11 protein-coding genes are annotated in these 13,467 nt (G+C 74.7%); 3 read left to right on the top strand and 8 right to left on the bottom strand.

The window, feature by feature from the left end; all coding sequences use genetic code 11:
• Positions 1 to 115: 115 nt before the first annotated feature.
• The 5 genes from ACIQGZ_RS04965 to ACIQGZ_RS04945 all read right to left on the bottom strand — a co-directional run bounded on the left by ACIQGZ_RS04965 (position 116) and on the right by ACIQGZ_RS04945 (position 5,113).
• Entirely contained in the window at positions 116 to 1,174 is a 1,059-nt protein-coding gene (locus ACIQGZ_RS04965) for a MazG family protein (RefSeq protein WP_402599988.1), read from the bottom strand.
• Between the two features lie 62 nt (positions 1,175 to 1,236).
• Positions 1,237 to 1,551 (bottom strand): DUF6479 family protein, encoded by a 315-nt coding sequence (locus ACIQGZ_RS04960; RefSeq protein ID WP_402599410.1) that lies wholly within the window; start codon positions 1,549 to 1,551, stop codon positions 1,237 to 1,239.
• A gap of 83 nt (positions 1,552 to 1,634) precedes the next feature.
• A complete protein-coding gene (locus ACIQGZ_RS04955) occupies positions 1,635 to 2,303 on the bottom strand; it encodes a SurA N-terminal domain-containing protein (RefSeq protein ID WP_402599409.1) in 669 nt (222 codons plus the stop codon).
• A 402-nt stretch (positions 2,304 to 2,705) separates the two neighbouring features.
• Positions 2,706 to 4,496, bottom strand: a complete 1,791-nt coding sequence (locus tag ACIQGZ_RS04950; protein ID WP_402599408.1) for a serine/threonine-protein kinase — start codon at positions 4,494 to 4,496, stop codon at positions 2,706 to 2,708.
• Complete coding sequence (locus tag ACIQGZ_RS04945; RefSeq protein WP_402599406.1) at positions 4,493 to 5,113, bottom strand: hypothetical protein; 621 nt, start codon at positions 5,111 to 5,113, stop codon at positions 4,493 to 4,495. Before ACIQGZ_RS04945 ends, ACIQGZ_RS04950 begins: the two co-directional genes overlap by 4 nt.
• A 219-nt stretch (positions 5,114 to 5,332) precedes the next feature.
• Here ACIQGZ_RS04945 and ACIQGZ_RS04940 point away from each other — a divergent pair, with 219 nt between their 5' ends.
• Positions 5,333 to 5,941 carry a DUF4352 domain-containing protein gene (locus tag ACIQGZ_RS04940; RefSeq protein WP_402599404.1) on the top strand — a complete coding sequence of 203 codons (609 nt, stop codon included), beginning with the start codon at positions 5,333 to 5,335 and terminating at the stop codon, positions 5,939 to 5,941.
• Between the two features lie 6 nt (positions 5,942 to 5,947).
• Here ACIQGZ_RS04940 and ACIQGZ_RS04935 read toward each other — a convergent pair whose 3' ends face one another.
• A complete protein-coding gene (locus ACIQGZ_RS04935; protein ID WP_402599402.1) occupies positions 5,948 to 6,844 on the bottom strand; it encodes a hypothetical protein in 897 nt (298 codons plus the stop codon).
• 115 nt (positions 6,845 to 6,959) lie between these two features.
• Between ACIQGZ_RS04935 and ACIQGZ_RS04930 the strand changes: the two genes are divergently transcribed.
• A complete protein-coding gene (locus tag ACIQGZ_RS04930) occupies positions 6,960 to 7,478 on the top strand; it encodes a hypothetical protein (protein ID WP_402599400.1) in 519 nt (172 codons plus the stop codon).
• 17 nt (positions 7,479 to 7,495) lie between these two features.
• Here the strand turns inward: ACIQGZ_RS04930 and ACIQGZ_RS04925 are convergent, their stop codons facing one another.
• Positions 7,496 to 8,716: a PLP-dependent aminotransferase family protein gene (locus tag ACIQGZ_RS04925; protein WP_402599399.1), complete on the bottom strand. Its 1,221-nt coding sequence runs from the start codon at positions 8,714 to 8,716 to the stop codon at positions 7,496 to 7,498.
• Between the two features lie 213 nt (positions 8,717 to 8,929).
• On the opposite strand from ACIQGZ_RS04925, the gene ACIQGZ_RS04920 reads away from it, so the two are divergent.
• Complete coding sequence (locus tag ACIQGZ_RS04920; protein WP_402599397.1) at positions 8,930 to 9,193, top strand: hypothetical protein; 264 nt, start codon at positions 8,930 to 8,932, stop codon at positions 9,191 to 9,193.
• A 92-nt stretch (positions 9,194 to 9,285) separates the two neighbouring features.
• Here ACIQGZ_RS04920 and mfd read toward each other — a convergent pair whose 3' ends face one another.
• Complete coding sequence (gene mfd / locus ACIQGZ_RS04915) at positions 9,286 to 12,903, bottom strand: transcription-repair coupling factor (protein WP_402599395.1); 3,618 nt, start codon at positions 12,901 to 12,903, stop codon at positions 9,286 to 9,288.
• Positions 12,904 to 13,467 lie beyond the last annotated feature (564 nt).

Below are 13,467 nucleotides of genomic sequence, written 5' to 3'. Positions count from 1 at the left end.
AGCGGGGAACGGTGCGTTCAGGGCACCACGGACGCGGGGGTTGCTCGCGCAGTTCCTCGCGCCCCTGGAGTGGACCGTGGCCGGGAAGGCACCCGCCGGGGGCCAGGGGTGGTGGTCAGGGGTGCTGTTCGGCGGTGCGGATGGCGGTGCGGTAGTGGCGGGCGGCGGTGCGGAGGGCGGTTTCGGGGTCGAGGCCGGCGTGGGAGGCGGCGGCGGCGAGGCCGAGCAGGGCTTGGCCGAGGGTGTCCTCGGTGAGCGGGGTCGGGACGGCAGCCGGGGTGCCCGCCGGGACGTCCAGGGCGGCCTTGCGGGCGCGGGAGGCGAGCTTGGCGGCCAGCGCCAGGGCGGGCTGGGCCAGCGGGACGCCGTCCACGGCGGACTCCCGCTGCTTCTCGGCCGCCTTGAGCCGGTCCCAGTCGGCCTCGACCTGGGCCGGGGTGTCGGCGTCCGCGTCACCGAAGACATGCGGATGCCGGTACATCAGCTTCTCCACCAGCCCGGCCGCGACATCGTCGATGGAGAACGGCTCCTCCGGGTCCTCCTCCGCGATCCGGGCGTGGAAGAAGACCTGGAACAGCACGTCGCCCAGCTCCTCGCGCAGGCTCTCCCGGTCCCCCTCCTCGATCGCCTCGACCAGCTCGAACGCCTCCTCGACCAGGTACTTCACCAGCGAGGCGGAGGTCTGCTCGGCGTCCCAGGGGCAGCCGCCGGGTGAGCGCAGGCGGTCCATCACGGCCACCAGGTCCAGCAGCCGGGCGCCGGGCAGGTCGTAGGAGCCGGGCAGCAGTTCGATGACCGGGGCCGGGTCGAGACCGCCCTCGACGGCCAGCCGGGCCAGTGCGTCGGTCAGGCCCGGGTCGCCGTCCACGCCGCCGATCCAGACCACCGTACGGCCGGGCGCGGCGGCCTCGGCCAGGCTGCGGGCCAGGGCCGGTACGGTCTCGGCGGTGTGCGGCTCGACCGTGACCCCGGCCTGTCGTACGGGGGGAAGCTGCGGGTGCCCGGGGTCGCCGGTCAGCACCAGGTCGGCGCCGCGCAGGGTCTCCCAGGCGGGCCAGGAGAGCAGCCCGGGGGCCACCCGGTGGGTGGTGGTGAGCAGCACCAGGCGGCCGGGCTCCGGCTGCGGCTGGGGCTGCGGGGACTGCTGGGCCTGGGACGGGGTCTGCTCACTGATCGGTGCCACGCCAAGAACCTACCGCCCGCGCGGGGAAGCGCGGCAGGCCGTCGCGGCGGCGGTCAGTTCGGCGGGCCGTCCGACTGCCGGGGCCGGTGGGCGCCGTGGTCGCGGTCGCGGTCGTGCTCGTGGTCATGCTCGTGGTCGTGGTCGGGTGCGTCGGTCCGGCCCTCGGCCTGCCGCTGCTCATGCTGCCCACGCGTCTCCCAGGACTCGCTGCCCGGCCGGTGCGTGACCGGCGGCGGCGGCTCCTCCCGCTTGCGGCGGTCGCCGGCGATGAAGGCGGCGATCAGGGCAACAACGATCAGCACACCGATCACGACGATCACGATGACGACCGGCGTCACGTTGCTGACGACTACTGCTTCCATCGACATGGCCGACGCCTACCCGGGGCCGGGCCGTGCACACCGGGGCGGTCCAGCCCCGGCGCGTACGGCCCGGCGGGTGCGGCGGCCGGTCAGGAGGAGACGGTGTCCTGCTTGACCGGGCTGTGCAGCCACGCCTCGGCGCCGTCCCCGAAGCTGATCTCCTTCGGGTCCCAGGTGCCGTAGCGCGGGTTGAGCTCCACCTTGAGCTTGCCTGCGGTGTCGGCCAGCGTCTTGCGCAGCGCCTCGGTGCCCTGCTCGGTGTTGGGGTCGACTCCGGAGGCGGCGGCCAGCTTCTGCATGCCGATCATCCGCCGGTAGAAGTCGTCGACGCCGTCCGGGCCGATGCCCTTCTGCTGGATCAGGGCCTGCTTCAGCCCCTCCTCGCCGCCCAGCTGGGCGGCGTCGGCGGCGTGGGCCTGCTGGATCTCGGAGTCGCTGACGGTGAGGCCGTGCTCGCGCAGCGACTGGGCGACCAGGTCCGCGAGGACCATCTCGCGGACGGTGTTGCGGGCCAGGCCGCCGTTCTCCGGCTGGGCGGCGCCCTTGCTGGCGTCGGCGACGGCGTCGCGGAACGACGTCACCCGCGCCTGCACGGCGGAGGTGGTGATCCGGTGATCGCCGACCACGGCGGCCGCACCCGGGTGCGGGGCGGCGCCGCAGGCGCTGAGCACCACGGTGGCGAGCAGCACCCCGGCGGCGGCGGTGGCCCGCCGCCGTCGGGGAGCTGCGGGGCGGTCGGGGACGGAGGTGCGGATCACGGAGCCTCCCGGCGGTGGCGTGCTGTGTGTCCTGCCGCGCAGGGGCTGCGCGGTGTGCTGCGGTACGTCCTGTGCGAATGCTGCCGGGAGGCAGGATAGGGACGTCAAGGGCCTGGCAGCCATGCATTCACCTGATCGCGGCGGGTTAATTCATGTAGCGGGGGCGACAATTATGTCGATAAGACGAAAAGAAGGCGCTCCCACTTGACCCCCACTTGGTCCCGTCCCCTGGCGACACCCGGACACGCAGGGTAGCGTCGGAGGGCGTCCGGGTGACCGTACGTGACACCCGACTCTGCGGAGCCCGGGTCCGTGGCAGGCGTTGGGCTGCGGACCCTACCCGGCCCGCCGCCGCAGGCGAACCCCCCGCGCCCGGCGGCGGGCCCCTTCAGCCGGGCCGCCTCACCACGGCCGGGGCTGCGCGGCGTACGGATTGCCCGGCACCGGCCCCGGCACCGGCCCCGGCAGCGACCCCGGCAGCGACCCCGACCCCGGCGGGACGGCCGGCCAGGACCCGCCGCGCGGATCGTGGCGCGGCGCCGGGTCGGGGCCCCGGTCGCGGCGCAGCCAGTCAAGGTCCTGCCGCAGCCGTACCACGTCCGGGTGGTGCGTACCGAGACCGCGCTCCTTGTCCAGCAGCAGCCGCAGCAGCGTGTCCCGGGCGCCCTCGGTGTCACCGTCGGCCGCGAGCAGCCGCCCGATCCGCTCGCGCAGCTCGCAGGCCCGGTCCCAGTCGGCGGCCAGGGCCGCCGCCCCCGCCGGCCCGGGGTCGGCGCCGCGCTCCAGCCGGGCCTGGTACAGCGGCAGCAGCGCCCGGTACTCGGCCAGCGCGGCGGCCCCCTCCCCCAGCTCCTCCAGGCAGCCCGCGGCCTGCCTGCGGCACTCCAGCGCCTCCGCGTCCGCCGGGCCGCGCTCGGCGGCGGCCACCCCGGCCAGCAGCCGCCATTCGGGCAGCGCCGTGCGGTAGCGGCGCTCCACCAGCAGCGTGCGGGCGTACAACCGGCGCAGGGTGAGCACCAGGGGGGCGTGCTCGCCGTGCTGCGCGCCTGCGGCGGGCAGCACCTGGGCGGCCAGGTCGATGACCTCACTGAGTCGGCCCGCGTCCAGCAGTTCGGGCACCCGCAGGCAGACGGCCGCCAGGTCCGGGGCGCCGACCGGCTGCGGCGGGACGGCGGCCGACACCGGCGCGACAGCGGGCGGGTACGGCGCAGACAGGTGCGGCCCGGCGTGCGCCCCGGCGGTACGCGCCCCCGGCTGCGGGGCGAACGGATGGCGGTACGGCCTGGCCGGGTCGGGCAGCGCCCCGTACGGCCGCAGCGCGGCCGCCGGGTCGGATGAGGCGGCGGGCAGCAGCGGCAGCAGCAGCCGGTACACCTCCTGGGCGTCGGCGGGCCGGTCCCGGGGCTGCTTGGCCAGCAGGCGCAGCACCAGCGTCTCCAGCTCGGCGGGCACCTCCGGCCGCAGCTCGCGCAGCGGCACCGGCGGGTCGTCGGCGTGCCGCCGCAGCACCCCGAGCGCGGTGGGGGCGTGGAACGGCGCCTCGCCGGACAGCATCTCGTGCAGCATGCAGCCCAGCGCGTACAGGTCGCTGCGCGGGTCCACGGTGCTGGAGAGCGCCTGTTCGGGCGCCATGTAGGGCGGGCTGCCGATCATGCCGCCGGTGCGGGTGATCCTGGTCGCGTCCGGTTCGAGCACGGCGGCGATGCCCAGGTCGAGCACCACCACCCGGCCGTCGTCCCGCACCATCACATTGCTGGGCTTGAGGTCCCGGTGCACCACCGGTACGGCGTGCACGGCGGCCAGGGCGGCGCAGATCTGGGCGGCCACCGCGGCGGCGCCCGCGACCGGCAGCGGGCCCTCCTCGGCGATCAGGTCCGCCAGGCTCAGCCCGGGGACGCGCTGCATCACCCGGTAGAGGTCGTCGCCGTCCTCCCCGGCGTCGTACACGGTGACCAGCCCCGGGTGGTCGAAGCCCGCCGTCACCCGGCACTCGCGGCGGAAGCGGCGGCGCAGCTCGGTGCGGGCGGTCTCGGAGCCGCCGGCCGTGAGGGCGAGGTCGGTACGGAGCAGTTTGACCGCGACCCGGCGGTCGAGCTGCTGGTCGTACGCCGACCAGACCTGGCCCATGCCGCCGTGGCCGATCTTCTCCGCGAGCCGGTACCGGCCGCCGACCAGCCGCTCGCGAGCGGTCACCGGCCGCCGTCCCGCCAGGCGTCGGGGTTGCCGCCGTCGGCGGCCTGGCGGCGCAGCAGCTCGCCCAGCTGACGCAGCTCGGCGCGGGCGGCGTCCTCGGGGGCGGGCGCGGGCGCGGCGTACCCGGGCTGGGGCTGCGGCTGGTAGAGGGTGGGCGTGTACGACGTGGGCGGCGGCTGCGGCGGCCAGCCGTAGCCGGGCTGCGCCGGGTGGGCCGCCGGGGGCGCGGCGAAACCCGGGGCGCCGGCGAAGCCCTGGGCTGCGGCGAAGCGCTCCCACACCGCCTTCCGGTCCATCACCAGGAAGTGCACCGGGGCGACGACGAAGCCGATGCACATCGCGGTGATGCCGATGACATCACCGGAGGTGTACGGCTGGCCGGGGTCGGCGGCGAACACCATGCCCAGGCAGAAGGCCGCCGTGTTGACGGCGAAGAAGGCCACGCCCAGCCAGTCCGCCGGGCGCCTGCGCCGTGCGGCGAGATAGGTGGCGGGGGCGAAGGCCAGCAGCGTGAAGGTGACCACCGGCACCAGGGCCCAGAGCACCTTCACCACCGGCCGCGACGGCTTCGGGGCGGCGAAGGACGAGGCGGGGCTGCCGGGCTGGCGGCCTTGCATGGCTGCTCCTGGGCGGGACGGGCGGGGCTGGGTGGCGGGGCAGTTGCCTTCGTCACCGTACCGCTCCGGACCGACAGCGGTCCGCGCTCGGGCCGAGCCGAAGCCAAGCCGAGATCACGTGAACACCCTGCCAATCCCGCATGGCGTTGACAGAGTTCACAGCCTCTGCTGTCATTGACTCAACGCTCGAATACATCCCACGAACTCGGGGGTCCACCCATGCTTCGCACCGCCCGCACCGCAGCCGTACTGCTCACCGCCTCGCTGGTCGCCCTCGGCGCCACCGCCTGCACCTCGGGCACCGACGACTCGGTCGCCACCGCCGCCAAATCCACGACCGGCGGGTCCACGGCCGGCAAGTCCGGCACTGACGAGTCCGGCGGGGCCGGCGAGCAGGGCGCGCCCGAGAAGAAGGCGCCAGCCAAGGTCGGGGACACCATCGCGCTCAAGGGCATGGACACCCGGGCCGACGTCACCGTGCTCAAGGTGGTCGACAAGGCCAAGGGCGCCGACGAGTACACCGAGCCGGACAAGGGGAAGCGGTTCGTCGCCGTGCAGTTCCGGATCAAGAACACCGGCAGCAAGGCGTACCAGGACTCACCGTCGAACGGCGCCAAGGTGGTCGACACCGAGGGTCAGGGCTTCGACGCCGACTACTCGGACACCGACGCCGGCCCGGCCTTCCCCGCCGACGTCACCATCGCCCCCGGCGGCACCGCCAAGGGCTTCATCACCTTCCAGGTCCCCAAGGCCGCCAAGCTCGACACGGTCCAGTTCGGCCTGGACAGCGGCTTCGCCGACCAGACCGGCCAGTGGAACGTCCGCTAGTCCCCGCTAGTCCGCCTCACCGGTCCCGCCGGACGGCCCGGCGGCGTCGACCTCGCCGAAGCGGGCCAGCGCCAGCGCCCCCGCCACGGCCAGGGCGAAGCCCGCCACCGCCAGCGGGACCAGCCCGGGGCGGGTGCCGTCACCGAGCAGCAGCACTCCCAGCAGCGCGGGCACGCCGGTCTCGCCGAGCACCATCCCGGCGGTGGCCGTGGTCACCGAGCCGCCGCGCACCGCCTCGGTGAGCAGCAGGAAGGCCAGCGCCCCGCCGCCGACCAGCGCATACAGGGCGGGGTCGCGCAGCAGCGGCAGCACATCCGGCAGGTCCACGGCGGGCAGCACCCGGACGGCCAGCCCGACCACGCCGAACCCGAAGCCGCACAGCAGGCCCAGCGCCGCCGCCCGGACCGGCTCGCGCAGCCGCCAGGCGGCCGCGCCGAGCAGCCCCAGCGCGACGGCGGCGGCGAGCAGCGCCCAGTGGAACGCCGTGCCCGGCTGCCGGTGCCCCTCCTCCCCGGCCGTGGCGCCGAGCAGCGCCAGCCCGCCGCACACCCCGGCGATGCCCAGCCACTCCGCGCGGCCGAGCCGCATCCGCAGCAGCAGCGCCCCGGTGACGGCCGTGACGGCGAGCGCCCCGGCCAGCGCCGCCTGCACCACGTACAGCGGCAGCGAGCGCAGCGCCACCAGCTGGGCGACGAAGCCGAGGCCGTCCAGCCCGAGCCCGGCGACGAAGGGGAGGTTCGCCATCGACCGGACGGTGCCGGCCACGCCCCCGGCGGCGGGCGGGCCGGAGGCGCGGGCGTCCGAGGTACGGGCGTCCGAGGTACGGGCGCCGAGCGCCTGGAGCACGGTCGCCACGCCGAAGCAGAGCGCGGCGGCCAGCGCCGCCAGAAGGCCGATGAGCACGCCCCGAGCGTACTGACCTCCGCCGGCCGCCGGTGACGGCGGCCGGGGCGGGACGGTCGCCGCCCATCGGCGGATTCGCCCCCGCCCGGCCGCCGGGCGGGGCAGGATAACGCACATGCCGACCACCGAAGCCGCCGTCGTCGACCTGATCCGCGCGTCGCTGGAGCCCGCCTCTCGCGCCGCCGTACGGCGGATGGACTCCCCCGCCTGCCGGGTCGTCAGCGAGGTGCTGCGCGGCGACATGCGGGACGGCGGCACCGACGGGATCGTCTTCCTGGCGGTCGGCACCGCCATTGCGGCCGCCGTCCTCACCGAGACCTGGGCGGATGCGCAGGACCAGGGCGCGGCGCACTTCCTGGACGCCTTCGCGGCCACGCTGCCGCCCGGTGAGCGGACGCTGTCGCAGCTGCCCCCGGTCCTGCGGTCCTTCCTGGTGCCCGGTGAGCGCGCCGCCCATGAGCTCCTGGCGGAGATCTGGATCGCGGACCAGGAGAACTTCTTCGACGTGGTGGTGGCGTTCGGGGACTTCGCCGCCAACCTGATCACCGCGCTGGCGTACAAGCGCATCCGTACGGTGGACGAGAGCTTCGAGCAGCTGGAGAGCACCCTGCGGATCTTCGCGGGCGAGGGCTGACCCCCTGGCCGGGCCGCTCAGCCGTGGGCGGCCACCGCCTGGGCGAGGCGGTGCAGGCCCTCGCGGATCTCGTCCGGGGTGTGGGTGGTGAACGACATCCGCAGCGTGGTCGGGTCCGGCGGTCCGGCGAAGAAGGGCGTGCCCGGGACGTACGCCACATTGTGGGTGATGGCCCGCTGGAGCAGCGCGGTGGCGTCGTAGCCGGCGGGCAGGCTGACCCAGAGGAACATGCCGCCGTCCGGCCGGTTCCAGCTGCTGCCCGCCGGGAGCGCGTCGGCCAGGCCGTCGTCGAGTGCGTCGCGGCGCTCGCGGTAGGCGGCCCGCACCCGGTTCAGGTGCACCTCCAGGTCGTTGTCGGTCAGATACCGGGCGGCGGCGGCCTGGTCGACGGTGGAGGTGTGCAGGTCGGCGGCCTGCTTGGCGATGGTGCAGGCGCGCCGCAGTACGGCGGGGGCGCGCAGCCAGCCCAGCCGCATGCCCGGCGCCATGATCTTGGAGAAGCTGCCCAGCAGGACCGTGCGGTCGGCCGCCGCCTCGTACGAGGCCACCCAGGGCACCGGCTCGCCGCTGAACCGCAGGTCGCCGTACGGGTCGTCCTCGACCAGCCAGAGCCCGTGCCGCCCGGCGACCTCGGCGACGGCCCGGCGGCGCTCGGCGGACAGGGTGCGGCCGGTCGGGTTCTGGAAGGTGGGGATCAGATAGAGCAGCTTGGGCCGCTCCCGGAGCACCAGCTCCTCCAGCGCGGCCGGGTCGATCCCCTCGGCGTCGGACGGCACCGGCAGCACCCGCGCCCCGGCGAAGCCGAAGCTCTGCAGGGCCGCCAGATAGGTCGGGTCCTCGACCAGGACGACATCACCCGGCCCCAGCAGGGCCGTGGCCAGCAGCGACAGCGCCTGCTGCGAACCCCCGGTCACCAGCAGGTCGTCCGCCCCGGTGGGCAGCCCGCGCCCGGTGAGCCGGGCCGCCACCGCGCGGCGCAGCTCCGGATCGCCCTCGGTGGTCGAGTACTGGAGCACCCGCTCGGGCGACTCCGCCAGCACGGTGGCGAACGCGGCGCTGATCCGCTCGGCGTCGAACAGCTCCGGGGCGGGCAGCCCGCCGGCGAAGGAGATGACCTCGGGACGGGCGGTCAGCGCGAGTATCTCCCGCACCGGGGAGGCACCGACCGAGGCGGCGCGGGCGGCAAGGGCGGGGGCCTCGGCCCGGCCGCCGGAGGTCGGGGGTGTGGTGAGCGTCATGCCAGCAGCGTAGAGAAGTCCCGCGCCGCCGAACCCGCCGCGACCATCAGACGGACCATCAGCCCGGCCATCAGACCGGCCATCAGACCGGCCGCGAGCGGGCGGCCGACTCCGGGTCGCTCCGCTCGCCCGGCCGCTGCCGGGGCCGCGCTGCCGGCTGACCCGGCACCGACAGGAGGCGCGGTGCGGGCGCGGCATCCGGCATCGGCGTACATGATGAATCCGCAGCAGCGCCCCATTCCGGCTGTCAACGGCGGCGATCCGCGCAAGGGCAAGGTCTACGTGGAGCGAAAGGACCGGGCCTCGGGTGCCGTGACCACCAACCTGGGCGCGACGAGCCTCGGAGCCTCGGGGTGGACGAGTATCGACGGGGCCAATGTCTCCACCTGGAGCGGGATGTACCACACCCCCACGACCAAGCAGGTCCGCGCCTGTGTCAGCGTGTCCGGCGGCACGGCCTGCACCAGGTGGTACTGACGACCGCCGGCCCTGGCCCGAGGGCCTTCGACTGCGGTGCCGATGCCCGCTTCGGCCCCCGCACCGGCTGGTGCGGGGGCCCGGGGGCGGGGTCAGCGGGGGGCGGGGAGTTCGTCGAACATGGCGGTGAGGAAGTCGCGGCACCAGGCGAGGAGTTCGCGGCCGACGACCGGCTTGCCGCCGATGCGGGCGGTGGTGGGCCGGGGGACGAGCAGCTGGCGGGTGGTGCCCTTGACCAGGCTGCGCGGGTAGAGGCGGTTCAGCCGCAGCTGCTGGGACTCGCGCAGCTCCACCGGGCCGAAGCGGATGTTGGCGCCCTGGAGGGTGATGTCGCTGATCCCGCAGCGGCGGGCGAACAGCCGCAGCCCGGCGACCAGCAGCAGGTTCTCCACCGGTTCGGGCAGCTTGCCGTAGCGGTCGGTGAGCTCCTCGCGGACCTGGACGATGTCGTCCTCCGAGTTGACCGCCGCGATGGAGCGGTACGCCTGGAGGCGCAGCCGCTCGCCGGGGGCGTAGTCGTGCGGTACGTGGGCGTCCACCGGCAGCTCGATCTTGACCTCCAGCGGCTCCTCCTCCGGCTCGCCGGCCCCGCCCAGCTGGTCGCGGAACTCGGCGACGGCCTCCCCGACCATCCGCATGTAGAGGTCGAAGCCGACGCCCGCGATATGGCCGGACTGCTCGCCGCCCAGCAGGTTGCCGGCGCCGCGGATCTCCAGGTCCTTCATGGCCACGTACATGCCGGCGCCCATCTCGGTGTGCTGGGCGATGGTGGCCAGCCGCTCGTGGGCGGTCTCGGTGAGCGGCTTCTCCGGCGGGTACAGGAAGTACGCGTAGCCGCGCTCGCGCCCCCGGCCGACCCTGCCCCGCAGCTGGTGCAGCTGGGAGAGGCCGAAGGTGTCGCCGCGCTCCACGATCAGGGTGTTGGCGTTGGAGATGTCGATGCCGGACTCCACGATGGTGGTGGAGACCAGCACGTCGAACTCCTTCTCCCAGAAGTCCACCACGACCTTCTCCAGCGCCGTCTCGCCCATCTGCCCGTGCGCGGTGGCGATCCGCGCCTCCGGGATCAGGTCCTTCAGCCGGGCCGCCGCCTTGTCGATGGACTCCACGCGGTTGTGGATGTAGAAGACCTGGCCCTCGCGCAGCAGTTCGCGGCGGACGGCGGCGGCGATCTGCTTGTCGTCGTACGGGCCGACGAAGGTCAGCACCGGGTGGCGCTCCTCCGGCGGGGTGGTGATGGTGGACATCTCGCGGATGCCGGTGACCGCCATCTCCAGGGTGCGCGGGATGGGGGTGGCGGACATGGTGAGCACGTCCACGTTGGCCCGCAGCTTCTTCAGCTGCTCCTTGTGCTCGACGCCGAACCGCTGCTCCTCGTCCACGATCACCAGGCCCAGGTCCTTGAACCTGGTCTCGGAGGAGAACAGCCGGTGGGTGCCGATGACGATGTCCACCGAGCCCTCGCGCAGGCCCTCCAGCACCGCCTTGGCCTCGGTGTCGGTCTGGAAGCGGGAGAGCGCCTTCACCGTCACCGGGAAGTTGGCGTACCGCTCGGAGAAGGTGGAGAAGTGCTGCTGGACCAGCAGCGTGGTGGGCACCAGCACCGCCACCTGCTTGCCGTCCTGCACCGCCTTGAAGGCGGCCCGCACCGCGATCTCGGTCTTGCCGTAGCCGACGTCGCCGCAGATCAGCCGGTCCATCGGCACCGACTTCTCCATGTCGCCCTTGACCTCGGCGATGGTGGTGAGCTGGTCCGGGGTCTCGGCGTACGGGAAGGCGTCCTCCAGCTCCCGCTGCCAGGGGGTGTCGGCGCCGAAGCTGTGCCCGGGGGCGGCCATCCGCGCCGAGTAGAGCTTGATCAGGTCGCTGGCGATCTCCCGGACCGCCTTCTTGGCCCGCGACTTGGTCTTGGCCCAGTCGGCGCCGCCGATCCGGTGCAGCGAGGGCGCCTCGCCGCCGACGTACTTGGTGACCTGGTCCAGCTGGTCGGTGGGGACGAACAGCCGGTCGCCGGGCAGCCCGCGCTTGGCGGGGGCGTACTCCAGCACCAGGTACTCGCGGGTGGCGCCCTGCACGGTGCGCTGCACCATCTCGACATAGCGGCCGACGCCGTGCTGCTCGTGGACCACGAAGTTGCCGGCCTGGAGGGCCAGCGGGTCGATGGCGTTGCGGCGGCGCGACGGCATCCGGCGCATGTCCTTGGTGGAGGACTTCTGCCCGGCGAGGTCGGTCTCGGTGACGACGGTGAGCTTCAGCTCCTCGTCGACCAGGCCGTGTTCGATGGAGCCGCAGGAGACATGGACCAGGCCCGGTTCCGGGGCGGTGGCCAGGTCAGCGACCAGCCGGGCGGCGATGCCCTCGTTGCCGAGCATCTCCGCGATCCGGCTGGCCGGGCCGTGACCCTCGGTGACCATGACCACCCGCCAGCCGTCGGCCAGCCGCTCCTTGGCGTCCGCGATGGCGCGGGCGGTGTCGCCCCGGTACGCCTCCACGGCGTGCATCCCCAGGGTGAGGGTGTCCGGGTCGAAGTCGAGCCGGGTCTCGAAGGACTCGGCGGAGTCGCTGGTGGCGAACGGGCTGACCGACCACCAGGGCAACCCGATCTCGTCCGCGTGCTCCCGGATGTCGGCCAGCGACCAGAGCGAGGCGGCGGAGACGTCGATCGGCGCCAGGTCGATCGGGCGGTCGCCGCCGGAGGCCGCCGCCACCCAGGAGGCGTGCAGGAACTCCTGGCTGGTGGCGACCAGGTCGGCGGCCCGGGTGCGGACCCGCTCCGGGTCGCAGACCACCGCGACGCTGCCGTGCGGCAGTACGTCCAGCAGCAGTTCCATGTCGTCGACCAGCACCGGGGCCAGGGACTCCATGCCCTCCACCGCGATGCCCTCGGCGATCTTGTCCAGGATCTCCGCCAGCTCCGGGTGGGCGGCGGCCAGCTCGGCGGCGCGGGCCCGGACGGCGTCGGTGAGCAGCAGCTCCCGGCAGGGCGGCGCCCAGAGGCCGTGCTCGGCCACCTCCAGCGACCGCTGGTCCGCGACTTTGAAGTACCGGATCTCCTCGACGTCGTCGCCCCAGAATTCCACCCGCAGCGGGTGCTCCTCGGTGGGCGGGAAGACGTCCAGGATGCCGCCGCGCACCGCGAACTCGCCGCGCTTCTCGACCAGCTCCACCCGCTGGTACGCGGCGGCGGCCAGCCGGTGGGCCACCTCGTCCAGGTCATGCTGCTCGCCGCGCCGCAGAAAGACCGACTCCAGGTCGGCCAGCCCCTTGACCTGCGGTTGCAGTACGGAGCGCACCGGGGCCACCACGACCTGCACCGGCCCGGCGGCCGGGTCGTCGGCGCGGGGGTGGACGATGCGGCGGAGCACCGCGAGGCGGCGGCCGACGGTGTCCGAGCGGGGGGAGAGCCGCTCGTGCGGCAGCGTCTCCCAGGCCGGGAACTCGGCCACCGCGTCCGGCGGCAGCAGCGAGCGCAGCGCGGCGGCGAGGTCCTCGGCCTCGCGGCCGGTGGCGGTGACGGCGAGCACCGGCCGGCCGCGCTCCCCCACCGCTCTCCCGGCCAGCGAGCGGGCCAGGGCGGCGATCGCGAAGGGCCTGGCGGCGGGCGGGCCCACCAGGTCGAGGTGCCGGCGGTTCCCCGTGGCGGCGGCCTCGACGGCCTCGGCGAGGGCGGCGTCCCGTGCGACGACGTCGAGCAGTCCGGTCAGGGTCATGGAGTCTTCTTGTCCCGTACTTCCGGTCGGTCTGGGTGGGGGTGGTGGTCTGCTGAGGGGGCGGGCGCGAGGCGCAACGCGAACCGCCCGGCACGCGCTGCGGGCCGGGGGTTCAAGCCTACGCCCGCCCCCGGCGGGCCGCCGTGCGACGGGGTCGGCGGGGGCGGGACGGGCGGCGGGTGGGCGGCCGGGTGGGGTGTGGGGTGGGCGTCGTACGGGTGCCATGGAGCTGACACATGGCTGTCACCGGCCGTCCACACCGGGCGGCAAGCATGGTGGACGTGCCGCCGCCGACCGTGGGGGGAAGGCGGTGGCCGGGCGGCCGTCCGATGAGGACGGGCGGCCTGCGCTTGGCTGCCGGGTGGGGCAGCCTCCCTCCCTGTCCGTACCGGCCGGTGCGGACAGGGAGGGGGCGCGGCCTGCCGCGTACCGGCAGACGGCCACGCCGGACCGCACCGCTCTCCGTACGCCGTGCCGCGCAGCCGGTCCGGGGACGGGCTCCGCCGTGAGGGGCGGTGCAGGGGGCGCGGGCACGTTGCGCGGGCACGATGCGCGGGCAGGTTG

Source organism: Streptomyces sp. NPDC092296 (assembly GCF_044755465.1).
Taxonomy (GTDB): Bacteria; Actinomycetota; Actinomycetes; order Streptomycetales; family Streptomycetaceae; genus Peterkaempfera.
Note: the sequence above shows the minus strand (reverse complement) of the source record. Positions and strands in the feature narration are given on the sequence as shown.

Bases quoted from the DNA above. Each gene is read 5' to 3' on its own strand.
- ACIQGZ_RS04960 (WP_402599410.1), bottom strand. From the start codon at position 1,551: ATGTCGATGGAAGCAGTAGTCGTCAGCAACGTGACGCCGGTCGTCATC.
- ACIQGZ_RS04945 (WP_402599406.1), bottom strand. From the start codon at position 5,113: ATGCAAGGCCGCCAGCCCGGCAGCCCCGCCTCGTCCTTCGCCGCCCCG.
- ACIQGZ_RS04940 (WP_402599404.1), top strand. From the start codon at position 5,333: ATGCTTCGCACCGCCCGCACCGCAGCCGTACTGCTCACCGCCTCGCTG.
- ACIQGZ_RS04930 (WP_402599400.1), top strand. From the start codon at position 6,960: ATGCCGACCACCGAAGCCGCCGTCGTCGACCTGATCCGCGCGTCGCTG.
- ACIQGZ_RS04925 (WP_402599399.1), bottom strand. From the start codon at position 8,716: ATGACGCTCACCACACCCCCGACCTCCGGCGGCCGGGCCGAGGCCCCC.
- ACIQGZ_RS04920 (WP_402599397.1), top strand. From the start codon at position 8,930: ATGATGAATCCGCAGCAGCGCCCCATTCCGGCTGTCAACGGCGGCGAT.
- mfd (WP_402599395.1), bottom strand. From the start codon at position 12,903: ATGACCCTGACCGGACTGCTCGACGTCGTCGCACGGGACGCCGCCCTC.